The sequence below is a fragment of the Rhodopseudomonas sp. WA056 genome, assembly GCF_010906995.1.
Taxonomy (GTDB): Bacteria; Pseudomonadota; Alphaproteobacteria; order Rhizobiales; family Xanthobacteraceae; genus Rhodopseudomonas; species Rhodopseudomonas palustris_G.
In genome coordinates this window covers 1-23,997 of the sequence record NZ_QPFS01000023.1, presented here as the reverse complement: position 1 = coordinate 23,997, position 23,997 = coordinate 1, and the positions used below count along the sequence as shown (strand labels likewise).

The window sequence follows — 23,997 nt, the reverse complement described above, 5'->3', positions numbered from 1 at the left end:
TCGGGGCGTCAGGCCCGGATGTTGGTGCCGCTGGAGGCGCTGCGCTGGACGACGCGGCCGCCGGCTCCGTAGGGCGACGTCCCGGCCATCTGCTCGCGGATCGCGGACATCACCATCTCGATGCGGTGCTGGCTGGCCTCGATCGCGGCACGCAGCCGGATCAAGTTCTCGTCCATCGATTGCCGCAGGCATTCGATCCGCGCCGTGAACTTCGCCTGCAGTGCCGCATTGTTCGCCGGAAGCCGGAGACGCCGCGCCGAGACTTCGCCCACCCACAGCTCGAAATAATCGGCGAGCCGGGTTTTCACCTCGGTGTGGCGCGACTGCGACGCCGGCAGGCCGATCGCGAGGGCGGTGTTCTCGGCGGCGATCACGTCGATCAGGGCATCGATCAGCTCGATCAGTTCCTCGATCCGTTGCGCGCTCTCGGCGTCGCTGGTCGGCCGCACTTGATCCGGCGTCATGTCACGTCCTCACTTGTCTTGCCGTTTGCTTGTGGAGCGTGGCGCGGCGTCAGTGCGGCGCAGCGCGCATAGGCGGTGACGGCGCCGGATCGGGCGCGGGCGCCGTTGATCTCGGCCAGCACATGATCGCGGCGCGCGACGATGGCGGCGCGGAGCCCGCCGATCTCGCTTTCCAGCGCCAGAAGCAGGCGCTGGTCGTCATCGCGCGTCATCGCTGCTGCTGCGGTGGTGGCACGCCGCAATCGTCGCAGCAACCGATCGTCGTCTTCGCGCGCGAACATGCCTTACCTTATGGCCGAGATCAGGGTGTCGTACATCTCGTTCACCGCCGAGATCACCTGCGACGCTGCCGAATACGCCTGCTGCGCCGAGATCATGCTGCTGAATTCGGTGTTGGTGTCGGACGTCGACGCTTCCAGCACGCCGCCCTCGATGCTGCCGGCGCCGTTGGTCCCGGAAAGCTGAACCACGGCGGTCCCCGACGCCAGAGTCGCAGCGTACATGCCGTTGTCCTTGGCCTCGAGCTGGTCAGCCGCAGCGAAGGTGGCGACCGGCACCTTGTAGATCGTGGTGGTCTTGCCGTTGGAGTAGGTTGCACTGACCGTACCGTCGTCGCCGATCGCGATACTCGACAGCTTGCCGTAAGCCATGCCGTCGGATTCGATGCTGGTGAGGTCGACGGCCGGGGTGGTTGCACCGGACGAGTACTGAGTGAGACCGTCGGTGCCACCAGCAGTGCCGAGATCCATGGTGATGACGCTGTCGGCCGCGCCGTTGGTCCAGCCGGTCACGCTGATCGTCGCCGGGCTCGGGTTGGTGCTCGCCAAGGAGCCGTCGCTGTTGAAGCTGATGGCGATTGATCCCGACACCGTTCCGGTCGCGGTCGCGGTGTTCGAGGCGAGGGTGGGATTGGCGAAGGTAGCCGTCCAGCTGTTCTCCGCCGTCTTGGTCCAGGTGATCTGCATCGAATTCGCCGTGCCGAGCGAATCGTACAGCGACATCGACGTGGTGAAGGTGTCGTTGACCGCGGCGTCGGCCGGAAGGTTGGCGGCGACGGTGGTCGTCGTGGTGGCGCTGCCGCTGGTGGCTGCGACACTGGTGTCGATCGGCACCATCGTGTCGGCGCTGGCGCCGCCCACCACGTTGCCGTCGGCGTCGGTGCGCCAGCCAAGCAGATAAGCGCCGGAGGCGTTGACCAGATAGCCGCTGTTGTCGAGCGTGAACGAGCCACCGCGGGTGTACAGCGTGGTGCCGCCCGTGACCGCCGTCGTCACCGGAAAGAAACCGTTTCCGGAAATGCCGATATCGGTCGAACTGGTGGTGGTGGTGAGCAGCCCCTGCGTGGTGATGTTGGACCTGGCCAACACCGTGACGCCGCCGGACGAGTAGGTGCTGGCGCCGGACGCGGCGGTGACCAACTGGCTGAACGACGCCGAGGTCGTCTTGTAGCCGACGGTCTGGGAATTGGCGATGTTGTCGCTGATCATCGCCAGCGACTGGCTCTGCGCGTTGAGCGCGGAGATTGCGGACGACAGGGCTCCGGTCAGACTCATCTCGAGGCTCCGAACTGATTACGAGGTGACGCCGATGACGCTGGAGACGGCGACGGAGGTGTTGCCGATCTTCAGCATCGCGGTGCCGGACGAGCTGTCGATCCCGGTAACGGTGCCGGTCACGGTGGTGTAGCCGTAGACCGAGTTGCCGGATGAATCGGTGGCGGTCACCGCCAGCGAATACGCACCTCCGTCCGCGAGCTGCGTGCCGGACGTCGTGGTGCCGTCCCAGGTGAAGCTGTTACTACCGGCCGCAGTGGTGCCGTCGCCGGACCAGACGACGTTGCCGGAGGAGTCCGAGATCTGGAGCTTGACGCTGGACGCCGCCGAATTCAGCGAGTAGCCGAAGGTGATCGAGCCGTTCTCCAGCGTCCCCGAGTCCGCCTTGGCGGCGACCGTCTGGCCGATGTAGTTCGACGAATTCAGCGTCAGCAGGCTGTTCAACGATGCCGTGAGCGAGCTGAGGTTGCTGTTAAGGGCCTGTTGTTGTTCGAAATTGGCATACGATGTGAGTTGCGAGACGAAATCGTTGGTATCGGTCGGCTCCAGCGGATTCTGATTCTGTAGCTGGGTCACAAGCAGAGTGAGGAAGTCATTGGAGGTCAGCGTCGACGAGGCGGTCGATGACAATGTCGTGGTGGCGCTCGTGCTCGCGTAGGCGGACGAGGTTGTGGCAGCGACGCTCATGGCAAGCTCCGGCGCGCACCGGCACGCTGTGCCGGATCGGCAATCGGTTGATGTCGTGAATGGAGAACCCGTTCGAGATTGAAACGGATGGGCGCGCGCGATCAGGCAGGTTTTCTGCGCGCCGGCCGCCGGGAAATTGCGAGCGGCGACATCCGGCGCTGCACGCACGGCGCCTCGCGCGATGCCTCACGGCAGCGCGGCGGCGATCTGTTCAGAAACGTTGCTTTGGGAAAGTGTCGGAACCGCTCAGCCCGGATCCCGATCGGTGCGGCGCGGCGACAGCGTATTCGGGGTTGCGGACGAATCGCTGCGTTCGCGGCGAACGCGATCCATGATGCGGTCGACCAGACCGTCGGGCGCGGCGACCGGCGAGGGGCTCAGCAGGCGTCGCAGCCGCTGCGCATCGGCGAGCGCGGCGCGGGCGGGTTCGGAGTCGCGCAGCAGCAATTCGGCGTCGTGACGCTGCTGGTCGGGCCAGCGCGACAGATCATCGCCAAGTCGATCGAGCAGATTCTGGAAATCCGCAGCGTCCATCATCTGCATCCCATTCTGGGGAGGATTTGTGACCGGTTCGGGTCACCAATGTGCAGAGATTTAGCAGATCGCGATTGACGGAATCTTAAGCAAGCCGGGTCGCGAAGAAAGTCCGTACCTCCACGGGGTCAGCGCTGCGGCGACGCACGGTCGGGGCCGGCCGCCACCGCACGCCACGCATCGCGAAGCTCGGTGAGGCCGGTGATGATCCGATCGTAGCGAGCCTTGGCGTCGGGCCGGCCGTAGGACGTCAGGCTGGCCATGATCAGCGCGTGATAGGCCGTGAACAGCCGGTCGCCCACCGCGGAGCCGCGGCTCAGGTCGAGGTGATGGCTGAGCCCGCGCAGGATCGTGACCGCCCGCATCAGGTGCGCGTGGCCTTCCTCGAAGCGCTTGTGTTCCGCGGCGAGCACGGACCGGCGCAGCGACAGAATCGTCCCGTCGATCAGCATAATTACGGCCTGCAGCGGCGGAACCGTCACTGCGGCGCGCTGGTAGAGCTGGGTGGCGAGTTGTGTGTTCGGGTAGGCCATGATCAGTCGCTGCTGGCGTTGAGGAGGGCTTTGAGGTAGTCCAACGTCGAATTCGCGGACTCGATCGCCGCCTGATACTTTGCGTAACGGAGCCGGAGGTTCTCTTCGAAGGTGGCGGCAGCCGAATTGATGGTATCGGCACGCTCCTGCAGCGTGTCATTCTGGCTCTGCAGATCGCTGATCAGCGTCTGAAGGCTCCCCGATGTACTGTTCGAGGCGTTGCTGGCGATCGAGGTCAGCATCGCCGCGATGCCGGTCGAGGCGGTCACCGTGATCGACTCCGAGCTGGTGCCCCGGAAGGTGAACGCAATGCCGGCGTAGTCGGTGCCGGCGGCGCCGATGATCGATTTGCCGCTGATGGTGAACAGGCTGCTGTCGCCGTTGACCGAGACCGAGCTCACTGCCCCGCTGCTGTCGACCTCGATGTCCAGCGTGAACGAGGAGGGCGGCGAGACATTGGTGTTGATCACGCTCAGGCTGCTGGATGACGGTGTCAACCGCGTGCTCAGGAGCGCGATCACGCCGTCGAGGTTGCTCGACAGCGTCGAGGTCAGCGTCGAACTGTCCAGCGACAATTCGTTGCTGCTGTCGAACGTCAGGCCGAGATCGGCCAGGGACAGCCCGCCGACCGTGGTGTTCAGCGCCGCCGAGATCTGCGTCATCAGATCGCGCAGTGTGCTGTCGCCGAATAGCACGGCTTCGTCGCTGGCGGTGCCGTCGCTACTGGTCGCCTGTTGTCCGACGATGAATTCGCGCACGGCATTGTAGTCAGTGACGAATTGCTCGACGGCTGCGACGATGGTGTCGGCGTCCGGCTCGATATCGAAACCGATCGACGATCCGCTCGGGGTCGCCTGCAACAGATTGAAAGTGACGCCATCCAGCACGTCGTCGATATCGTTGCTGTCGCGGCTGATCGTGATGCCGTCGAGGGTGATGATCGCCGGCTGCGGCTGCTGCACCTCGTTGGTGAACTCGCCCGAATCGTCGGTGATGCCGAGCCCGGCCATGACGTCGGAGCCGGAGACGGAGCTGATCTCGATCGCCGCGTTGTCGACCGAGGCCGAAAGCAGCAACTCGTAACTCGTGCTCGACACTTTGATCACCGAGGCCTGGACGTTGGTGGTCGCACTTTGGGCGTTGATCGCGCTGGCGATGTCGGTCAGCGACATGCCCTCGGTGACGCTGATGTCGACGCTGTCTCCGCCTTCGACGCCGATCGAGAATACGCCGTTGTAGCCGAGAGCTTCTGTCTTGTCGGCGACGCTGCCGCCGAGCACCTTGTGGGCGGTCGCGACCTGAGTGATGGTCAGCGTGTGATCGCCGGTCACCGCACCGTCGTCGATCGACATCGACAACACCGAGCTGGCGGAAACGTCGCCGGTCGTGCTGATGGTGGCGGCGCGCGCGGCGAACGCGCTGCCGGACAGCGAATTGATGATCGAGCTGGCGAGACTCTTGGTGTTGGTCGCCAGCGTGTCCAGGAGACCCTGGAGCTCCTGATAGGCCGTGACCTTGGCCTCGTTGGCGGTGATCTTGGTTTCGATGCTGTCCGCCCGCGCGGTTTTGGCGCCGACAGCGGCTTCGATCAGCGTGTCCCAATTGATGCTGGTCGAGTTGCGGGTCCCGGTGGTGGTGATGGTGGCGGAGTTGGCGATCGAAGCGGCGCTGCTGGTGCTGCTGCTGACGGATGTCATGCGATGATGCTCCGCTGGAGTGAAGCGGACCGCACCGGGCGGTCCGCTTTCGGTCGTGGAGCTGCGATCAGTTGAGCAGCTTGAGCAGATACTGGGGCATCTGGTTGGCTGCGGATTCGGCGGCGACCGCGGCCTGGACCTTGACTTCGGCCGAAGCCAGCTTGGCCTGCTCGGAGGCGATGTCGACGTCGGCGATCGCCGAATTGGCGGCCTCGAGGTTCTCCGATTGGGTCGAGATCGAGTCCGACGAAAAATTGAAGCGCGACTCCAGCGCACCGATCGAGGCCCGCGCCGAGGACACGGTGTCGATCGCGGCGTCGAGCGCGGTCAGCGCCGTGGTGGCGCCGGCCTGGGTAGCCACGCTCAGCGCGTTGACGCCGAGCGTCGTAGAAGTGAGGTCGCTGAGCGACACCGAGATGGTGTCCGTGGTCGAGGTGCCGACCATGATCGAGGTGGTGGTGAAGTCACCGTTGAGCAGACTGGTGCCGCTGTAACGGGTGCCGCTGGCGATGCTGTCGATCTGCGAGATCAACTGCGAGAATTCCGACTGGATGTAGCCGCGGCTGTCATCGGTGACGTTGCCGGACGACGCCTGGGTCGCCAGCGATTTCATGCGCGCCAGGATGTCGCTGATGTTGGAGGCGCCGCCGTCGGCCGTCTGCAGGATCGAGGTGGCCTGCGAGGCGTTGGTGGCGGCCTGCTGCAGCGTGGTGATGTCGGAAGAGATTCGGGTCGAGATCGCGAGGCCTGCGGCGTCGTCGGACGCCTTGTTGATCCGCGACCCGCTCGACAGCTTTGCCAGCGAGCTCGACTCCTGTGCGGAGTTGACGTTGAGGAAACGCACCGCGGTGTTGGCGGCTGTATTGGTGGAGATGACGGGCATCTGCTCGTTCCTTCGAATGATGCGGCGGCGCCTGCCGCCTGTCGGGGACAATCCCGGACGCGGGGCGCCCCTCGTCCGCTGCGTACAACGGACGGACACCCGCCGATCAGGCGGACGGCGATGACGGCAGACGGCGTATGGTTAGTAATCGGTGAAGATGTGCCGGATGTCGCGCTCGTTCCGGCGCAGCAGATCGCGTAGTTGCTGTCGGCCGCGCTTGAGCAGCGACTCCACTGCGGACACCGTGGTCTCCATCACGTCGGCGATCTCGCGATTGCTCATGTTCTCGTGGTACGACAGGATCACCGCGATGCGCTGCTGCTCGGGGAGTTGCTGCATCGCGCGCTCCAGCAGGATCGTGACTTCGTCGCGCTGGATCGCCGAGACCGCGTCGGGCTGGGTGTCCGCAGGCTCGGGCACGGCGTCGACATTGTCGGTGCGCGGCTGGCGATGCAGGTCGATGCAGCGATTGGTAACGACGCGATAAAGCCAGGTGGAAAATTTGGCGCGGCCGTACTCCCACTGTCCGCGCCGCGTCCAGACCTTCAGCATGGTGTCCTGCACGACGTCCTCGGCATCGTCACGATTGCCCAGGATCCGCAGCGCAACGCTGAAAGCTCGATCGATGTGGCGCTCGACGAGACGGCGAAACGCGCCCTCGTCGTCGTTCGCGAGCCTATCGAGCAGTTCGTCGTCTTCGTCGCGCGGGCGCGCGCCGGTGATCGGCATGTCGATCGCAGGCGAGGTCATCTGCTGTGCGACCTCGACCGGAATGCTGATATCGAGCGCATAGGCCATTCCTATCTCCCGACCCGTTGTGCCGAGCTTATGACGGCGTCGAAGATTGAAACGGGCTCGCGGGCGAAACCAGGCGGACGAATTTCATCGATTGACCAATGACTTAGGCGGAATATTTTGCCGGGTCGGCGGCAATATTTGCCGACTCCAAGGTGCCGCGCAGGAGCGTTGGCGTAACCTGAAACGTCGACCGTGGCGACGACGAACGAGCGGTGACGGAACCACCACTGAAATCCATCGAACGTCATCCACCGTCCGCGTCTGCGACCGGACCGGTCGCTCCAGATCGTTCTCATCGTTGCGATCACTGTCTCGCGCGGCACTCGGGACTACTTTCCGATTCGACGTCGTCGACGCTATCGCAGATGCACCGATCGATAGTTAAGAGAAAGGATCAGTCATGCATTATGTCGTGACGCAGTGAGCGCGGGTTGCGTTCAGCGCAGACGTGGTAACGACCAGAAATACGACAGACAAACCCAGCAACGAATCGAAGTGATCGTCGTCGAACGATGGCTCGCTCCACAACATCGCCGCCCGAAATCGAGCGTTCGGCCGTACCATTGTCGACATAGTCTGAAAGACTCGGCGATGATCCTTGTGAATGAGTTGCCTTCCTACTCCGCGATGCCTCGTCTGGGTGAAGCACAGCGTGCGCGCCTCCGGCAGCTCGCGGAGCGCTGCACCGGGACGGTCTTTTGGGACAAGGCCACCACGACCGTGGCGCCGGGCACACTGGTGATCGTGCCGGAGCCGATCGACGCGCTTCGCGCCGAAACGCTGGTCGACTCACTGGACGAGACGTCGGTCGTCGTTATTCCCACGGGCGCCAGCCCTGCATTCGACCCGCTCAAGGCGAGGCTCAAAGCGCACGGCGTGATCGGGACCGACGGAGCCGCCTCGCCGCATCAATTCTGGTGGGGCGGTCGCAGATCGCTCGCACCGCAGACCGGCATCTACCGACCCGATGGCATCGTGCTGGCGTCCTGCTGCCTGGCCGGGACGCAACCCGATGACACGCTGGCGCGGCTGCGGTCGGAAATCGACCTGTTCGGGCTGACGGGAATGGTCGCCGAGCTGCCGCGCGCAGAGGTCGGTTACGGCACCTGGAAGATCGATTTCATTATCGACCAGCTCGACGAGCGGGATCTGCCGCTGCTGTGGTTGGCGCCAGACGTCTCGGTGAAGCGATACCCGGTTCTGGCGCAGGCGCTCGATTGCGACTTGGCGTTTCATCGGCGCGCGAACGGCGTCGTGGACCCACGGGTGATGGTGTTTCGCCCGACCGAGGCGACGCACGCTCTGCTGCAGGTATGGCGCAAGCTGAGTCTTGCCTGTCCCGATCTTCCCGAGAGCTTCGTGTTCGATCAGGCCTGGATCCTGACCACCGCGCAGACCCCGCTGGAGACGGCATCGCTGCCGCAAAGCTACTGCGAAGCCGATCCGACGATACGTGCCGCTACGCTCAGAGTGCCGCCTGTCTTCGACGATACCGTGATCTGCGCGGGGCGCTATCCGCGGATCGCTCACCGGTTCGGCCGGCCGCGGGCGCCGGAGCCCGCACTGATCATGAAGAGCCCTGAGCCGCGCCGGCAGCCAGTCATCGTGGTGATTTCCGCGCACCGCGACGCGCCACAGGGCAGCGCCTGTGCCGCGCTCCAGTCGCTCGCGTCGGCATTCGCCGCCGACTCGGGCGGGTTCGCACAGTTGGAATTGGTGTTGTGCGAAGAAACTGCCGAGATGAGTCAGTTGATGGCGAGCTACGACGAGGGCTGGGTGGTGCCGGCGGCGACGGATGGATACTTTCCCTCGGACACCTTCGTCCGCCTTGCAGAGCGAACCCGCGCCGCCTGTTCGCTCGACGTTTCGGCACGCGGCTCAGTCGCCGGTCTCTTCAGCGCAGCGATTAGCGCCCAGGCCAGGTGGAGCCAATATGGGCTCGGCCCATTCATCCGCCGTCCTCTCCAGCGCTGAGGCGGCCGCGCGTCCGGCACCGTTTCCATTGCCGGCATTGCGGCCGGGCGGCTTGCCATAGGTCGATCAAGAACAAAGCTCGGCGATGAGATCGACCCGAGGTTCGGTGCAGCGACTTCGGTGAAGCCGTTTCGCGTCGATTTTGCTGTTCTTGGAACGCACCGAAATACCGACCGCGACATTTCGGTCAGGTCTGGCGGAGAGAGTGGGAACCTCACCCACAAACATCAGAAGACCAACAATGCCTTGTTTATCACGCCTTTCGAGGATAGCAAGGTGTGGTTTTCGGGTGTGGTTTGATGGCGGACACGAAGTATCTTCAGAAGAAGGGCAACACCTGGAGGGTGGTTGTCGAGATACCTAAGCCGCTCCGCGCAGCGCTCCAGGGGAAGCCACGCTTCATCAAGTCCCTTGGCACCGAGAGCCTTACAGAGGCCAACAGGCTGAAGCACCAGCACGTTGCCGAGTTCAAAAGGCGGATCAAGCTTGTAGAGCAAGGCCGCACAGACCCCCTCGCCGCAGCGATCGAAAGCGCCATAGCCTTCCGGGAGGCATTTTCCTCTGTCGGCAATGAATACCTCGCCTTCCATGACCAGGAGAGCACAGCGGCCGAAGAACTGCTGGAGGTTGTCAATCACGAAGCGCAAGCTCTGCTGGAAGCCCAAGGTCCTGAAGCTGAGCGGCTGTTTCGAAGCCTCGCGACGGGCGACGCCACGTTGATGCGGGACCACTACCCAACGTGGTTGACCATCTGCAACGGCACTGAGCAGACCAAGGCGCAGCATTTGGCAGCCATAAAGCGGTATCTCGCCTGGGCCGGGGATTTCATGTCGATCCCAGGCACTGACCGCCGAAAGGCGGGCGACTACGTCCAAGTCCTGCGAGACGAAAAGCTGTCGGCCAAGACAATCCAGCGGCACCTATCCTCCCTCGCCTCCCTATGGACGTGGCTGGCGAGCAGAGGGCTCACAGCCGCATCGGATCATGACAATCCCTGGAGAGGCCACGGCGTCGGCCGGAAGCCGCGCGGGATCAGAAAGGCCGCATCTCGAAAGGGGCTGAGCAATGAGAAGGTGCTTAAGCTCCTCAAAGGACGGCACCGCACACCACGCTATTCGACCATCTTAGCAGACCTGACGCGGCTAGCCCTGCTCCATGGCGCGCGCTTGGACGAACTCTGCTCTCTGAAGAAGGCCGACATAGAGAAGCTGGACGACGGCTATTGGTTCTTCATTCGGGAAGGCAAGACCGAGGCGGCATCTCGCAAGGTCCCGCTTCATCCTCTCGCCGTGCCGATCATTGAACGACGCCTGCAAGGGCCGGCGCAGGATTATCTATTTGAGGGACTGGCGCCGGGTGGTCCTGACCGCAAGCGCTCCTGGAACGTCAGCAAGGCGTATGGCCGCTTCCGCAAGGAAGTAGGTGTCAAAGAGCGCTTTGAGGACTTCCACGCCCTTCGCAAGACATTCACTGACTTGATGGAGGGCCTGGAAGTCCCGGAGAGCACCGTGAAGCTGCTCATCGGTCACGACCGCAGCGGCGACATCACCTATGGTGTCTATTCGACCGGGCAGCGAGTGGATTTGCGGAAGGTTATCAATCGGGTTGACTATGGACCGGAGGTTATGAAGGCCATCGGCGCTATGGTGACTGCCCCTCATTGACGTAGCGATAGGCACCTGCCAGCCGCACAAACGGGACCTCTGGATCAGACGGCGCTTCAAGGTGGAGTATTTGGATCGCTCGCGGGAGAAATCCCAAAGTTTGAGGCCGCACTAGGTGAACCACGGTGGCTACAATAACCCGAGAGCCACGGGTGATTTGGACACTCTGCGGCACGAGATTGAGTGCCCCGTCGACAATTAACGGCCGCTCCTGCGATAGGAACCAAGCACAATGCTCACCTGTCAATGTATCATTATGAATTGGCGTGACGAACTTGTCGCGACCATATGCTTGCGTTCGCTGCCCAAAGCGGTGCCGAATGTGATGCAGGCGAGCGTGAAACGAATGAAACCCCTCCTTTTCGAAGACGCCTCTCAAACCGAAGGAGAAGCGCGCTATCGAGAGAGGTAAATCATCCAAAACCTGCGTCACCATGAGCGTGGGTGTCAGCAATTCAACCAAATCATCAGCCATCACAGCCCCCAGAAAGCACTAAGGCTGTCACAACTCTAGTCGCTTGCCTAATGCTTACTCTTTCCGTTTGACTGCAAGTGTATTCCTCCTATCGCCGAAACATCCTACGTACTCTATTTACGATCCGGGCACAGGCGCTCCCGGGAGACGCCAATAGCCATCCATCGGAAAATCCCAGCGACCGGATGAGCGTCCCCCTCGCGACGCACTAGCTCCTATGGCGCTGTCAACTGCCCGGTCTAGGTGAGAAAAAGCAGAGAAGACCGAGCACAAATCGGCAGCATGATATATCGCCTCGCGTTGCATGTAGCGAAAGCTAAAATCTCTGTGGTGCTTCGCCAAAAGACCGACCAGCATGTCCGCGCCACTGCAATACAGCCCCTCCGATACGCACATCGCATGGAGCTTGATGAGGTCATGCCTTACGTTACGGCCTCTGAGTGAGCCCTCGCTGTGCCCCTTATGCAGAAGGTAAGCTTTCAAGTAGAGCTCCACAGCGAAGCCGCACAGCATGTGGAAGCCCATGAACAGGCTAGTGTCATCGACCGTCTGCAACCGACAGGGGTTGCTCATCATAGCATAGGCTGACTGCACGTAGCCCTTTGCAACGGCGTAAGGCTCCTCGGCGGCCCGCGTCATATATCTTCGGCCTGACTTTTCGAAATGAAGTCAGTGATAGCAGTGCATGGGGAGAACCATTCTCTTCCAACACGATGCGATGCGAATTTGCGATGCAATGCTTGTTCTAAATCGCGCGATCCAGGGATGAGGCAAAGAACGCGAAGCGCTTTCGGCGTTCCAGTCCGGAGCGCCCGCAGGCGGCTTGCTAGATCGGTTGTGTGTCCAATCTTTATCAGATCGTCTCCACAGGCGATGAAATAGACTAGCGGCTCCCGGGCCGACAACTCTCCGCTTCGTCCCCTAGCGGCAAGCGCCGCCTTGTCATTCCACATCTGCCGTTGCGCGGCACTTAAGCTCTTATGAAGCTCCAGGTCTTTGGGGAAGGCACCCACCAGCACATCCACCATGACGGCATCTTCGTTTTCGTACGCTTCCGCTATCTCATCCACTCGCTCCTGTATTCGACGACGAACGATCTCAGCCTTGGCCTTTCGCAGCCATTTCACACGCTCAGCCGTCGTCGGTAGACCACGAAGGAGATAGCTGTCTGTGCACGGTATCCACTCTGGCAGGCCCTCCAGGTCCCATATGCCCGAGAGATCATCAACCAGCGCCTCAAAGAAGTCCGGCTCCGTGCTCTGCACCGGCTGATAACCCATCAAGAGAACCCCCCCGACCTGATTCGATCGGCAAATAGGATGGTCCGTTGCTGTAGCCATGCAAAACGGAATCCCTGCGATTCCAAAACGCACGTTCTGCTTGTGCTCAAATTGACCTAACGTCCGTTAGATCGATTTGTGGTGCAGGGAATTTTGGTCATGGCCTCAGGAAAGTTCGTCTCCTATCTGCGCGTCTCGACGGATAAGCAGGGTCGAAGCGGCCTTGGGATCGAAGCGCAGCGCGAGGCCGTCTCCAGCTACCTCAACGGTGGTCGGTGGACGCTGGTGGCTGAGTATGTCGAGACCGAGAGCGGCCGGAAGTCGGATCGGCCCAAGCTCGCCGCCGCGCTCTCGCACGCCAAGGCTATTGGCGCCAAGCTGGTCTTCGCCAAGCTCGATCGCCTCACCAGAAACGTGGACCTTCTGCGGTCTCTGGTAGCGAGTGATGTCGAATTAATCTTCTGTGACCTGCCCAGCGTGCCGCCCGGCCCAATGGGAAAGTTCCTTCTTACTCAGATGGCCGCTGTGGCTGAGCTAGAAGCGGGCCTGATTGGAGAGAGAACCAAAAAGGCCCTTGCAGCCGCTAAGGCGCGGGGTGCGAAGCTGGGCAACCCGAACGGCGCACGAGCCCTCCGAGGCAAGCAGACGGGCAATGCCGAGGCGGTGGCACGGATCAAACAGAAGGCGCAGCAGCGCGCAACGGACCTCAACGGCATCATTGAGGACTTCCGCCGCTCAGGCATCTCGACCGTCCGCGCCATCACCGACGAACTCAACCGGCAGGGCATCAACGCTCCGCGTGGTGGTCAGTGGCACCCAACAGCGGTGCAGCGGATGCTGAAAAGGCTCCCTAAAGCTGCTTAGATCAGTGGGTTACGCGAATGAGCGTCCTCCTGTACAGGGAAGCGGCCTAGATGCTGCTTCAGAACCATCGCGAAGACTTCGCACCACACTGCGAGAACGCGCGTGCTCATCCCAATCACCGCAGTGGCTCTCATCGTGTCCGCTTTGGTCCAGGACCGGACGCTATGCCTCGGAAGCCTTGCCGCTCTCGGTGCAGCTGTCTGGTTTGGCTAATGTCCGGAAGCGATCGACCGATTTCCAATCGGGGTTGATCGGTCACCGAGCGCCTGCGCTGGCGGCTGAGCGCCTGGGTGACCTGCCTGCCTTCTCCGGACGGCGGAGCCGCAACGGCCTTTAGGGTCCCTCCGCGCCTCTGGATTTGGCAAAACTCCCCCAAAATGGATTTCAAAAACCGGGCTTAAACCCGCCGTTGTTGTTAGATGAAATCGGTGTGTGAAAGTCCGTGGGTCCCCCGGTCCGTGCTCGGGGCGAATAGGGTCCCTCCGGGCTGGCAAATTCTGACGACGGGTCCCTCCGGGTCGCGCAGATGCTCAAGGGTCCCTCTGCCAATTGGCGATCGGCGGCGGGTCCCCCATGCGCGCGCGAAACAAGCTAACTGCGCGTCAGTCCACCTATGAACTCTCCTCAACATCCCGATCAGGACGCCTAAATCACCCAATAGGTTCGCTTCGGCAGTGGGTTACGCGAAAGCGGGGCCACCTACACACGGAAGGCGGCCTAGATGCTGCTTCAGCCTCCATGTAGCCCCGTCGATCGACTATGATCGGTTGCGAGGGCCTTAGCTGCCAGATCAATCTTCCACGCGAGGGGTAGGATCGGCGAACCGCCTTCGGCGTGCCCACATGAACACTGATAAACTAGCCAGTTGCTTCCCTCCTTCACGTCCGGGAGTTCCATGGTCAGTGGTGCCTCACGTCCGCATCGCGGGCACGTCTTATGCTGTTTCTTACGCATCACTGTCCTGCATTGGGCTTGGCCTGACAGAGGGTTACGCGAATGAGCGTCCTCCTGTACAGGGAAGCGGCCTTGGTGCCCTCCAGGCAGGCCATCCGGAGCGCAAGCCGCCACGACCCTCCAGACCGCTTAAGCAGGCCGTTAGCCAGCATCTTCAGCCGCCTAGCCGGATACTCGTCCCCCTGTACAGGGAAGCGGCTCTCGGCCGTCCTAGTGCGCGCTTCCAGCACGAGACCTTTCGCGCCGCCGGAGGCCTTAGCGTGCCTGGACGCGCCTGTGCCAACACACCAGCAACAACCAGCCAAATGACCATTCATCATCCCGGCCTTCGTGCCGAGTATCGCTATCTGCGCTCCATCTGCGGGAGCTTCCCGGAGCGTGTCACCCTTGGCCGTGCCATAGGCAACGGATGGGGCGCAGCCGACATCACCGAGCTTGCTAAGGGCTTCCAGAGCCTTCAGGGGCGCGCGGGGCCTGATGAGGCCGCGTACTTACGAGCCATCCGAGTAGCGTCAGAGCGGCTTCACGTTCCCGCTGAAGGCACCAGCTACCTGCGGATGCCGAAGGCTCCCCGATCGACGCCAATTGGCCGACCATCACCCACAACACCAGCACCAACACCACGCCCCGAAAGGCCGCATGATCACTGCAAACCACACGCCCACCCTTCGCGCTCTCCATCTCCTGTCCAACCATGCCGAATACGCCCTGACGCTGGAGGAACACGTGACCGAGGATGGCGGATGCCACCTCCTGGTCGCCCTTCACAACGAGCGTGCGCTAGGTCTCGGTGCCATAGCGACGCTGGTGCAACGGCTGTTCGCCCTTCGCATTTCATTTCCCGATGCGCCGCTGTACTGCATCGAGCCGAGCACGAATGACACAGAATGGGAGGAGTTCGCGGCGCTGTTCGGCTTTGAGCCCTTCGCCGATCTACCGTGCACCGACGACAAGGTTCGCCGTCTCTTCCGCAGTAGGCCCCTGACCGGCCGGAGCGCCGCTTAGTGTCCACATCGTCAACTCAGGAGACCTCCAGCACCACGGCTCCGTGGCAGGCACAGCAGCCCTATCTGAAGCAAGCCTGGGATCAGGCACAGACGAACCTCGCTAAGGCCAACGGCAACACCTACTCCGGCGAGCAAGTCGCTCAAATGACCCCGGAGCAGCTTGCGACGTTCCGACAGATGATCGGGGCTGGCAGCGACACGTCCAGCGCCACGACCGCCACCAATGCTGGCACCACGGCGGCTAACGCGGGCTCTGGTGCCCTTACCTCGGCCCTGAGCGGCCTCACTGGCTATTCGCCCTCTGGAGGCACCGACAGCAACCTTGCAGCCGCGACCGCCTACGCGAACAACCCTGCCGTTGACGGCATGGTGCAGTCCGCGATGCGCGACGCGACGCGACAGGTGACCGAGCAGGCCATGCCGCAGTTGGCGCGCTCCAGCGCGCTCAGTGGCAACACGATGAGCAGTAAGAGCGCCCTCGCTGAAGGCGTGCTGGCTCGCGGCCTCGCCGACAAGACCGCTGACACCAGCGCGACGATCCGGGGCAACCTGTTCAATCAGGGTCTCTCGCTCGCCGAGAACGGCCGACAGGCGGACAACGCCAGCAGGCTTGGTGCGCTCACTGGAGCGGCCGGCGCCGGCACCGGAGCCCTCAGCGCTGGCACCAACGCTCTCAACAGCGGCGTGTCTCAGCTCGGCAATCTGTTCCAACTCGCGACGGCAGGCGGCAGCGGTCTCCAATCCGCACTGCAATTGGCGATCGACAACGAGAGGGCCAAGACCGAGTACGGCAACAACGCTGCGGCGAACAACCTTGCCAACTTCTGGAACGTTGTGGGCAGCGGCAACTGGGGCGGTGAGAGCCAGGGGAAGACGACTTCGACGCCTAGCACCTGGAGCACTATTGCTTCCGCGCTTGGTGCGGGTAGCTCCATCTTCAAGCTGTTCACCAACCCAGCCTCATCCGTTGAAATGATGACCGGCCTAGGGAACGGGGCAGGAGGCCACCCCTATCCCATGTTTAAGTAGGGTAACGACTAACCCTATTGATGGACCAGCACCGAGGTTTAGCCGCTAGGCGAGTCCTAGAAGGCGCTGGGAGGGCTCAGGAGAGCGTAAGCGGTCTTGCGCTCCTTTGCCTGCCCGTGGGGTGCCGCGCGCTTCCTGGGACTCCTGACGCCCTCAGAGGCGTGGCCCTGCTGATGGCTATCCGAACCTCCTGCTTTGGTCCGGCAATCGACCAACAACCAATGAGGCTAAATGCCCGTTTACACGATCCAAGCTCCTGACGGTCACGAGATCGACATTGATGCGCCCGATGAGACTACTGCTATCACTGGCGCGCAACAGTGGTACGCGCAGAACGTCAAGACGAACAGCCAGAAAAAAGACACGTCCATCTCTGGAGCGCTCGGTCAGGGTGTGTCCGACCTTGTTTCGGGCGTTGGCAAGACTGTTCGGGAATACGTCAGCAAGGACGCTGGCGATGCCATCCTGAGCAAGGATGCCGCGAAGGCAAACCCGAACTACAAGTCTGCCACTCAGCAGTTCATGCACCCGGACGACGGGGCGGCGAACCACACCCTGGGTCTCGACTGGTCGTCCCTTCCTCGCGCGGCACTGGAGCAGGCTCCCGGCCTCGCCCTGGACGTCGTCGGCGGTGTCGCATCGCGCCGCCTCGGTCCTGTCGGACAGTACCTGACCGGCCTTGCCACCTTCGGCTCTCGGACGGCTGGCAACGAGGCACAGCGCCGCGCGTCCGCCCGTACAGGCGATGCCAACGCAGAGCCGACTGCTGACGACAAGCTCAGCGGCTTGCAGTCAACGCTGGTGCAATCCGCCCTCAACAAGATCGGCACCAACGTCATCGTCAATCCAGGCAAGGTTGCTGGGACGGGCATTACTGGCGCAGCGCAGGCGGCCGGAAACGTCGCCAAGGCTGGGGTTGTGGAAGGCGCCACCAGCGCGGCCCAGGATGCGGTCTCTCAGGGCATGGCGAACCGGGGCACGGAAGTCCCCTTCGACACGCAAACGATCCTTGGTGCTGGCGTCCTGGGCGGTGTCGGCGGAAGCATCTTTGCCGCCCCCAAGGGCGTGAAGGAGACCATCACCGCTTCCCGGATGCGAGATCAGTCTTCCAGCGAGGCCACGACCCGAGCCGCTAACCGTGTGCTTGAGGCCGCTGGAGGCACCGACAAGCTGGTCGATCCTAAGGCAGGCTATGAGGCCACTGCGGCTGCCATGGGCGACGTGCGGCGCGAGCTAGGCGATGTAGCCTCGACCGTCCGCAACGCCTCCCACGAGGCTGTGAGCGCCATTGAGCGCGCCAAGAGCGGCGGCGCCATCTCCGAGCGTGACCTGAAGGCGGTGGATGCTGAGGGCAACCCTCAACTGTCGGACCTCGTCAGGCAGGCGTCGGCCCTTCAGAAGCTGACGAAGTACGGAACCTTCAATGAAGCCGAAGGAAGGTTCTCCGGAGGTGGGCACCAAATCGTCAGGAAAGCCGCTTGGCCTCTCGTGAGAGATGCCACCAAGCTCGGTGCCGTTGCTGGTGCCGTGGCGGGTAACGTCGATCTTGGCATGATCACCTCTCACGTTCCGGAGGCCATGGGAGGGCTTGCGAGCGCGCTTGCGGCTTACAAGGGCCTCAAAGCCGTCGATAGGGCGTTGGGTCTCGCCTCGCCGGCCAAGACCTTCGCTGAGAAGTTCGGTGACGCCACCACAGCGATCCGGGGGGCTCAGCCTCTCAACCAGAGCCCTACAGGACCGAAGGTGGTCCCGCAGAACAGCCTGACGACGCCTCAGCCCTGGGGACCAATCCCCGAACCTCCGCAGAAGTTCAAGCCGGACATCGTAGAGCCAGGTATCGCGAAGATCGTCGCGAAGCTCCAAAAGGACAAGCAACAGCAGACCGCGAAGGAAGCCCTGCCTCTCCTCCGAAAGCTCGCAGAGCAAGCCAAACCTCCGGCCCCTGAGCCGCCTGACACGACCCTGCAAGATGCCATCAAGGCCGGAAAGCAGGTCGTGAAGGACCGTCAATGGGCGGACCAAATGAGGCAGCAGTACGAGGAAGCGAGCGCACCTCAGGACACCCCACAGGTGAAGATGGAGGATGTGTTCAAGGCTACTCAGAAGCTCGCCAAGGGGCTCCAGCAGATGGCTGACCTTCGCCAGAAGGGCCTGGGCAGCAATCAGGCTGAGGCTGAGGCGGCTGTCAGTCCGTTGATCGACAGCGTGGGAGGTCTCGGAGAGGTTCGCAACCCTGCGATGGGTAAGCGAGCCAGCGAACTGATCAGCGCAGCCAACGCCCTGAAGAAGCTCCGGGCGGTCCCTGAAGCCGATAGCACCGAAGCACCGACGCAACCAAGCGCGGAAGCTCCTCAGGCGGACGCACCATTCGTGCTTCCGGAAAGTCCTCACGTATTCAAGGAACCGAAGGACGCGGCAGAGGCGATCTATGCCGAGGCTGTCGCTGGAGGCAAAGCCATTCGGCACGCTGAGGGCTTCAAGGCTGGCACCACGCGGCGGTTGGCCGGTGAGGAAGCGATCTATAACCAGATCAGCAACAGCCTAGCGAACGTCTCTGAGCGCGGAGCGTTCCACAAGTACCTATCGGCTCTTTGGGGCTCTGACAGCCCTGAGGTGGTTCGCCAAGTCCGGTCGCACATGCTGGGCGAGTTTCCCCAGCACGCGGGAACGATCATGAAGCACCTCTCAGACGAGGCGATTAAGGGGCTGTGGACCAAGCCTAAGAAGGCTGGGAAGGGCTAGGACAGGCTCTGTCTCGACATCGGAGGGATGGCTTAACAGCCGTTCCGGGGGGGCACCAACCATCATCAAAGCAAATGTCGTTGATGGCGTTGGCGCAGCCTAGCAGGCCGGCAGGGCTCCTCAGGAGCATTCGGGCGGCTTCATGCCTCCTACGCTTTGACCATTAATGCACCCCGAAAACCTCCTAAGTATTCTTTTAGGGACTTAAAGGGGTGCTTTCTTCGCCGTGGTCGCCGCCCTCAGAGCGGCTTGGACCTATCGCGGCATCTTCACCAACAAAGACAAGGTTTCTTAATGCAAACCACTATCGGTCTGCACGAGCACGGCTATGCCCTCGTGCCACCGCAAGAGTTCACCAAACGGATGAAGGAACTCTGGACTGCTGACTACGGCCTTTGCTCATCTCAACCGCTAGAGCAGCTTTGGACGATCATGGCAGAGACATTCAACAGTGCCATTGATGATGCTGTGAATGGTGTTCAAGCGCCTTGGCGCATTCTCCAGCCGGCAACAGGCTCAGGCAAGACGACTGGTGCCTGCGTTTTTGCCGCGATGCAGGCAAAGCGCAATAGAGCCTCTAAGGGGCTTCAAAGCCCTGTAGGCTCCGTTATCGTCACGCGGCTCATTGAAGATGCTGAGAAGATCGCCAAGGCCATCAATAGCTATGCTGGCGGTGCCGTCGCCATAGCGCACCATTCGTCCGATCCAAAGTCGCCGGACGTGCTGTTCTCTCACGACACCATCGTCATCCCGCACCAAGCTTACCTCAACGCATCGTCTGCTCGTGGTAGCCGGTGGGACAGCTTCATGACCTGGAGAGGTGGAGAGCGCCTTCTGACCATTGTTGATGAGGCACTGGCGAACGTCGTGACTAGCTCCAAGGTTACATCATCCGATCTGGCTGAAGTGCTGAGGTACATCACACCTGAGATGGAGCGGGAGTTCCCCACAGAGCAGTGGGCCTTACACGTGCTGAAGATGAACTTGGACAATCATTCTCAGCACGCCAGTGCCGAGGACGGGTTCTCCCGTGGCCTATGGGCGGAGGGGATCAACCACGGCGACGCTCCTCTGGTTGACTTTGGCCCTCTGAAAGTTGCTCTCCGACAAGTGGAGTTTGATCGCCTTGGCGCCAAAGCTGAGGACGGTGACGCTCGCAAGCGTATTCGACAATGCGTCGAAAAGACCTTGGACGGCTCCCAAGCCCTGTACGACCAATGGACCTACTACGCCAAGACGGGAGGAGAGCACGCGCTTCACTCTGCCGCTTTGGCTGTGCCCTTAGATGCTCCTGGACCGGTGGTGCTTGATGCTACCGCCCGTTCTGACCTTCTGTGGGACCTGTTTGAACGCCGCGCACAACGCATTCAGACACCTAGCCGGGTCCGAAGCTACCGCAACGTGACCCTGCACGTGGCGAGAGCGCCCAGCCTGGGCAAGCGTTCGATGATTGCCAACTTCAGCAAGCGCTTTCCGCGTTTGCTTGCGGACCTGGAGCAAAAGTTAGGCCCTGATCGCTCAGTGTTCCTCTGTCTTCACAAGGGTAACCGTTCGCCCGCTGCGAGCTTCTTGCCGAAGAACGCCAACGGTCAACCCGGCCCCTTCTCATTTGGGCATTGGGGGGCAGTGGACGGAAGCAACGAATGGCAGGACTGCGATACAGCCGTGATCTTTGGTATGCCGTACCGGGATCAAGTGTGGTCCACCAACACGTTCTTCGCCTTCCAGGGCTTCAAGGGCGACGAGTGGCTTGCCGACCCTAAATGGAAGGCACACCGCAACGTCCATCGCGCGATGAGGCAGCGCCAGCTTTCAGTCTCGATCATCCAGGCAATCGGCCGCATTCGGCTCCGCCGCGTCACCGATGAGCACGGCAACTGTCCGCCGGCAGACGTGTTCATTGTCTTGCCGAAGGACATAGATGGCGATGAGGTGCTGAAGAACATCCAAGCAGACCTTCCAGACCTGAAGGTCGCTGATTGGGATTTCCAGATGGATGGACCGAAGGTGCGGAGGCCGCGTAAAGGCTCCAACGCTGAAGCCTTGGCTCTGCACATGGAGATGCGCGGCCCTGGGACTTGGTCCTTGCGAAAGGTGCTCAGTGACATCGGCATCCCCAGCGCCCTTAAGAAGATCAGAGAGGACCTGAATTGCCCTGATAGCGGACTTGCGAGCCGCCTCGCCGAGCTTGGCGTGACCTACCAGACCGAGGGGCGCGGCAGAGGGGCAAAGAGCTACCTCGTGAAGCATTAAGCGGCCTAAGAGGCGCACCACACCTAAAGACTTCGACCGGTCGGACTGCCCTTGATGGGTGCCGATCGGTTGTTTTCTCAAACCGAAGTGCGTGCGGCGTCTCGTTCCAGGTGTGTTTATTGGGTTACATCGATCGAAGTACGGCGAGACAAAGAAAAAGGCCCCGTGGAAAGCCCACGAGGCCCTGGTGGTCCTTGGCCGCTTTGGGGCGACCCTATGCCTTTCTTCGGGCCCTGGGGGCCTTCGGAGCGCCCGGAGCTTTCACAGCCGCTCTCGGCTTCCGGCGCGTTTGAGGAAGACCCGCGTAGGCTTGGTGCACCTCGCAGAAAGGCACGCCAGCCGTTTCGGCTATCTGCTCCAGGGAGCCGCCGACCTGATCCGCCAGCGCATCCAGTTCGGCACTGAGCTTCGAAGCGGTCTGCATCAGCCCTAGCAGCGTCGCGAGGGCCGCAAGCTGACGCCGGCTATGGGTGTGGTTGGCGGGTGTGGTTTTGGATTTTGGGCTCATCGCGAAGTCCTTGATAATGTTGCACTATCGGACTTCTTGGATGACTGGCGGAGAGAGTGGGATTCGAACCCACGGTACGGTTTCCCGCACACACGCGTTCCAGGCGTGCGCCTTCAACCACTCGGCCACCTCTCCGGGTAGCCCTCTCATGACCGCGTCGAGCGGATTTGGCAAGCGATTGCGCCGCCCGCTGGGGAAATTCCTCCCGGATTCGGCTTCTGGCGGGCGACCGCCGGGCCTGACCGGCCGCCGACGGCCGATCGGCAGCCCGGCCGTCCGAAGTCCGGCGCCTTACTGAAGCACCGCGCCGCCTGCAGCCCGGGGTGACCGGCGCGACCAGCCGCCGGCCAGCATGATGGTCGATGGCTGCGCCGGAGGGGCAAGCTGGACCGGACCGACGCTGCGATTGCCGGCATGAGCCCGCTCCAGCGCCGCGACGAAATCGCCGAACCAGCGCTGGATGCTGTTGTCGCGCAGCCTGGCCATCATCGCCTCCCAGCGCAGCCGCCGCTCGGTCAGCGGCATCGCAAGCGCGGCGGCGATCACCCGCGACATGCCGTCGATGTCGTGCGGATTGACCTGCAGGGCGGTGTCCAGCTCGTTGGCGGCGCCGGCGAACTTCGACAGCACCAGTACGCCCGGGTCGACCGGATTCTGCGCCGCGACGTATTCCTTCGCCACCAGATTCATGCCGTCCTGCAGCGGCGTGACCAGCCCGACCTGCGCCGACCGGTACAGCCCGGCCAGCACGCTCTGGCGATAGCCCTTGTTGAGATAGCGGATCGGGGTCCAGTCGACCTCGCCGAGCCGGCCGTTGACGTCGCTGACCAGCTTGGCGAGATCGCCCTGCAGATTGCCGTAAGCCTCGATGGTCCCGCGCGACGGCGTCGCGATCTGCAGCAGCGACACCGTCCGCAGCAATGCAGGCCGGTCCGACAGCATCTTGTCGAACGCCTTGACCCGATTGATCAGTCCCTTCGAATAGTCGAGCCGATCGACGCCGATCACCAGCTTCTCACCATTGAGACTCTTGCGCAGGCGCGACACTTCCGGATGGGTCATCGCCTTCTGGGCCTGCTGGGCGAATGCGCCGGCGTCGATACTGATCGCGAACACCTCGCAGCGGGTCGCCCCGCGCGCGGTCGAGACCACCCCATCGGCGACCTTCAGGCCGAGTTCGGAGGCGACGTAGCCGAGGAAATTGCCACGATCCTCTTCGGTCTGGAATCCGATCAGGTCGTAGGCCAGCATCGCCTCGATCAGTTCGCGGTGATGCGGTACGCAGCCGATGGTGGCGCGTGACGGCCATGGCGTATGCAGGAAGAACCCGAGGGGATGATCGACGCCGAGCCGGCGAAGCTCGGCGCCGAGCGCCAGAAAGTGATAGTCCTGGATCCAGAAGGCTGCGTCCGGCTTGCGAAAGCGCAGCAGCGCCCGCGCCATGAACGCGTTGACTTCGCGATAGGAGCGATAATCGTCGTGCGAGACCCGGATCAGATCCGGGCGGGAATGCAGCGCAGGCCACAAGGCGGAGTTGGCGAAGCCCTCGTAGTAACCGCCGTAATGTGCGGCAGGCAGATCGAGCATCGCGAGCGCGCCGACGCCGAGCGGCTCGATCTCGGCAAATGGTTCGCGATGGACACCGTCACGAACCCGGCCGCTCGACCCGACCCATATCGCCCCGGATTTTTCCACCACCGGCAGCAGCGCTGCCGCCAATCCGCCCGTCATCGGCTCGTTCCCCGACGCCCGGGCAACTCGGTTCGAAACCACGATCAGGTTCACGTCTCCCTCCGACTCCCCATTGCCTGGTGCGTCTGTTCGACGCTGCGGAGATTAACATCCATTCATCGTGATCGTTCCATGGCAACTTCGGAACTTTTCCGGGAACAAGGCGTTTCGTTGGGTTTTTCGTCCGGAACCGTACTCAACTAAGCGGTGGCGCAAGCAGCCCGGCAAGCCAGTTGCGAACATCACGCGGCTCGTCGAAGTGGCCGGCGGTGAGTTCGCTGTGCCGCCCCACCGAAAACGCCAGCCCGTCGAGATCCGGCATGATTGCAAATACCGTCTCGTCGGTGACGTCGTCGCCGAGGAAGAT

General features: G+C 62.4%; 19 protein-coding genes, 1 tRNA gene and 1 pseudogene. 8 read left to right on the top strand and 13 right to left on the bottom strand.

Annotated elements, in window-relative coordinates; all coding sequences use genetic code 11:
* Positions 1-8: 8 nt before the first annotated feature.
* Genes DU475_RS07205 through DU475_RS07190 form a run of 4 tightly spaced genes read right to left on the bottom strand, consistent with a single transcriptional unit; the run spans position 9 to position 2,704 of the window.
* Positions 9-464, bottom strand: a complete 456-nt coding sequence (locus tag DU475_RS07205) for a flagellar protein FlgN (protein WP_164631527.1) — start codon at positions 462-464, stop codon at positions 9-11.
* Positions 461-745, bottom strand: a complete 285-nt coding sequence (locus tag DU475_RS07200) for a hypothetical protein (RefSeq protein WP_164631525.1) — start codon at positions 743-745, stop codon at positions 461-463. Before DU475_RS07200 ends, DU475_RS07205 begins: the two co-directional genes overlap by 4 nt.
* Before the next feature lie 3 nt (positions 746-748).
* The gene (gene flgE / locus DU475_RS07195; protein WP_164631523.1) at positions 749-2,017 is read right to left on the bottom strand and encodes a flagellar hook protein FlgE; all 1,269 of its coding nucleotides are present in this window, start codon (positions 2,015-2,017) and stop codon (positions 749-751) included.
* A gap of 18 nt (positions 2,018-2,035) precedes the next feature.
* Positions 2,036-2,704, bottom strand: coding sequence for a flagellar hook assembly protein FlgD (locus DU475_RS07190; RefSeq protein WP_164631522.1), 669 nt, complete (start codon positions 2,702-2,704; stop codon positions 2,036-2,038).
* A gap of 87 nt (positions 2,705-2,791) precedes the next feature.
* Here DU475_RS07190 and DU475_RS07185 point away from each other — a divergent pair, with 87 nt between their 5' ends.
* Positions 2,792-3,316 carry a hypothetical protein gene (locus DU475_RS07185; protein ID WP_164631520.1) on the top strand — a complete coding sequence of 175 codons (525 nt, stop codon included), beginning with the start codon at positions 2,792-2,794 and terminating at the stop codon, positions 3,314-3,316.
* A 50-nt stretch (positions 3,317-3,366) separates the two neighbouring features.
* Here the strand turns inward: DU475_RS07185 and DU475_RS07180 are convergent, their stop codons facing one another.
* The 4 genes from DU475_RS07180 to DU475_RS07165 form a co-directional block, all read right to left on the bottom strand.
* Complete coding sequence (locus tag DU475_RS07180; protein WP_164631518.1) at positions 3,367-3,771, bottom strand: flagellar export chaperone FliS; 405 nt, start codon at positions 3,769-3,771, stop codon at positions 3,367-3,369.
* Between the two features lie 2 nt (positions 3,772-3,773).
* The gene (fliD, locus tag DU475_RS07175; protein ID WP_164631516.1) at positions 3,774-5,468 is read right to left on the bottom strand and encodes a flagellar filament capping protein FliD; all 1,695 of its coding nucleotides are present in this window, start codon (positions 5,466-5,468) and stop codon (positions 3,774-3,776) included.
* 67 nt (positions 5,469-5,535) lie between these two features.
* Positions 5,536-6,351, bottom strand: coding sequence for a flagellin (locus DU475_RS07170; RefSeq protein ID WP_164631515.1), 816 nt, complete (start codon positions 6,349-6,351; stop codon positions 5,536-5,538).
* A gap of 141 nt (positions 6,352-6,492) precedes the next feature.
* Positions 6,493-7,149 (bottom strand): RNA polymerase sigma factor, encoded by a 657-nt coding sequence (locus tag DU475_RS07165; protein WP_164631513.1) that lies wholly within the window; start codon positions 7,147-7,149, stop codon positions 6,493-6,495.
* 591 nt (positions 7,150-7,740) lie between these two features.
* Here DU475_RS07165 and DU475_RS07160 point away from each other — a divergent pair.
* Together DU475_RS07160 and DU475_RS07155 are read left to right on the top strand one after the other, a co-directional pair.
* Complete coding sequence (locus DU475_RS07160) at positions 7,741-9,123, top strand: hypothetical protein (protein ID WP_164631511.1); 1,383 nt, start codon at positions 7,741-7,743, stop codon at positions 9,121-9,123.
* A gap of 299 nt (positions 9,124-9,422) precedes the next feature.
* Complete coding sequence (locus DU475_RS07155) at positions 9,423-10,787, top strand: tyrosine-type recombinase/integrase (protein ID WP_164631509.1); 1,365 nt, start codon at positions 9,423-9,425, stop codon at positions 10,785-10,787.
* Here the strand turns inward: DU475_RS07155 and DU475_RS07150 are convergent.
* Positions 10,765-11,262: a hypothetical protein gene (locus DU475_RS07150; protein ID WP_155413296.1), complete on the bottom strand. Its 498-nt coding sequence runs from the start codon at positions 11,260-11,262 to the stop codon at positions 10,765-10,767. The two genes, DU475_RS07155 and DU475_RS07150, sit on opposite strands and share 23 nt — an antisense overlap.
* A gap of 635 nt (positions 11,263-11,897) precedes the next feature.
* Entirely contained in the window at positions 11,898-12,542 is a 645-nt protein-coding gene (locus DU475_RS07145; RefSeq protein WP_164631507.1) for a GIY-YIG nuclease family protein, read from the bottom strand.
* 159 nt (positions 12,543-12,701) lie between these two features.
* Between DU475_RS07145 and DU475_RS07140 the strand changes: the two genes are divergently transcribed.
* From DU475_RS07140 to DU475_RS07115, 5 genes are all read left to right on the top strand, one after another.
* Positions 12,702-13,406 carry a recombinase family protein gene (locus tag DU475_RS07140; RefSeq protein WP_164631505.1) on the top strand — a complete coding sequence of 235 codons (705 nt, stop codon included), beginning with the start codon at positions 12,702-12,704 and terminating at the stop codon, positions 13,404-13,406.
* Positions 13,407-14,999: 1,593 nt separating this feature from the next.
* Complete coding sequence (locus DU475_RS07135) at positions 15,000-15,365, top strand: hypothetical protein (protein ID WP_164631503.1); 366 nt, start codon at positions 15,000-15,002, stop codon at positions 15,363-15,365.
* Positions 15,365-16,396 carry a hypothetical protein gene (locus tag DU475_RS07130; protein ID WP_164631502.1) on the top strand — a complete coding sequence of 344 codons (1,032 nt, stop codon included), beginning with the start codon at positions 15,365-15,367 and terminating at the stop codon, positions 16,394-16,396. The genes DU475_RS07135 and DU475_RS07130 overlap by 1 nt, the downstream gene beginning before the upstream one ends.
* A 231-nt stretch (positions 16,397-16,627) precedes the next feature.
* Entirely contained in the window at positions 16,628-19,138 is a 2,511-nt protein-coding gene (locus DU475_RS07125; RefSeq protein WP_164631500.1) for a hypothetical protein, read from the top strand.
* 294 nt (positions 19,139-19,432) lie between these two features.
* Positions 19,433-21,391, top strand: coding sequence for a DEAD/DEAH box helicase family protein (locus DU475_RS07115; RefSeq protein ID WP_164631496.1), 1,959 nt, complete (start codon positions 19,433-19,435; stop codon positions 21,389-21,391).
* A gap of 553 nt (positions 21,392-21,944) precedes the next feature.
* Here the strand turns inward: DU475_RS07115 and DU475_RS07110 are convergent.
* From DU475_RS07110 to DU475_RS24235, 3 genes and pseudogenes are all read right to left on the bottom strand, one after another.
* Positions 21,945-22,034: transfer RNA gene (locus tag DU475_RS07110), tRNA-Ser, on the bottom strand.
* Positions 22,035-22,190: 156 nt separating this feature from the next.
* Positions 22,191-23,684: an alpha,alpha-trehalose-phosphate synthase (UDP-forming) gene (otsA, locus tag DU475_RS07105; protein WP_164631494.1), complete on the bottom strand. Its 1,494-nt coding sequence runs from the start codon at positions 23,682-23,684 to the stop codon at positions 22,191-22,193.
* A gap of 142 nt (positions 23,685-23,826) precedes the next feature.
* Positions 23,827-23,997: pseudogene (locus tag DU475_RS24235) on the bottom strand (trehalose-phosphatase); the annotation flags it as partial.

What these genes read in the sequence shown, in the direction of transcription:
- DU475_RS07205 (WP_164631527.1), bottom strand. Translation starts at nt 464, where the DNA reads ATGACGCCGGATCAAGTGCGGCCGACCAGCGACGCCGAGAGCGCGCAA.
- DU475_RS07200 (WP_164631525.1), bottom strand. Translation starts at nt 745, where the DNA reads ATGTTCGCGCGCGAAGACGACGATCGGTTGCTGCGACGATTGCGGCGT.
- flgE (WP_164631523.1), bottom strand. Translation starts at nt 2,017, where the DNA reads ATGAGTCTGACCGGAGCCCTGTCGTCCGCAATCTCCGCGCTCAACGCG.
- DU475_RS07190 (WP_164631522.1), bottom strand. Translation starts at nt 2,704, where the DNA reads ATGAGCGTCGCTGCCACAACCTCGTCCGCCTACGCGAGCACGAGCGCC.
- DU475_RS07185 (WP_164631520.1), top strand. Translation starts at nt 2,792, where the DNA reads ATGGGCGCGCGCGATCAGGCAGGTTTTCTGCGCGCCGGCCGCCGGGAA.
- DU475_RS07180 (WP_164631518.1), bottom strand. Translation starts at nt 3,771, where the DNA reads ATGGCCTACCCGAACACACAACTCGCCACCCAGCTCTACCAGCGCGCC.
- fliD (WP_164631516.1), bottom strand. Translation starts at nt 5,468, where the DNA reads ATGACATCCGTCAGCAGCAGCACCAGCAGCGCCGCTTCGATCGCCAAC.
- DU475_RS07170 (WP_164631515.1), bottom strand. Translation starts at nt 6,351, where the DNA reads ATGCCCGTCATCTCCACCAATACAGCCGCCAACACCGCGGTGCGTTTC.
- DU475_RS07165 (WP_164631513.1), bottom strand. Translation starts at nt 7,149, where the DNA reads ATGGCCTATGCGCTCGATATCAGCATTCCGGTCGAGGTCGCACAGCAG.
- DU475_RS07160 (WP_164631511.1), top strand. Translation starts at nt 7,741, where the DNA reads ATGATCCTTGTGAATGAGTTGCCTTCCTACTCCGCGATGCCTCGTCTG.
- DU475_RS07155 (WP_164631509.1), top strand. Translation starts at nt 9,423, where the DNA reads ATGGCGGACACGAAGTATCTTCAGAAGAAGGGCAACACCTGGAGGGTG.
- DU475_RS07150 (WP_155413296.1), bottom strand. Translation starts at nt 11,262, where the DNA reads ATGGCTGATGATTTGGTTGAATTGCTGACACCCACGCTCATGGTGACG.
- DU475_RS07145 (WP_164631507.1), bottom strand. Translation starts at nt 12,542, where the DNA reads ATGGGTTATCAGCCGGTGCAGAGCACGGAGCCGGACTTCTTTGAGGCG.
- DU475_RS07140 (WP_164631505.1), top strand. Translation starts at nt 12,702, where the DNA reads ATGGCCTCAGGAAAGTTCGTCTCCTATCTGCGCGTCTCGACGGATAAG.
- DU475_RS07135 (WP_164631503.1), top strand. Translation starts at nt 15,000, where the DNA reads ATGATCACTGCAAACCACACGCCCACCCTTCGCGCTCTCCATCTCCTG.
- DU475_RS07125 (WP_164631500.1), top strand. Translation starts at nt 16,628, where the DNA reads ATGCCCGTTTACACGATCCAAGCTCCTGACGGTCACGAGATCGACATT.
- DU475_RS07115 (WP_164631496.1), top strand. Translation starts at nt 19,433, where the DNA reads ATGCAAACCACTATCGGTCTGCACGAGCACGGCTATGCCCTCGTGCCA.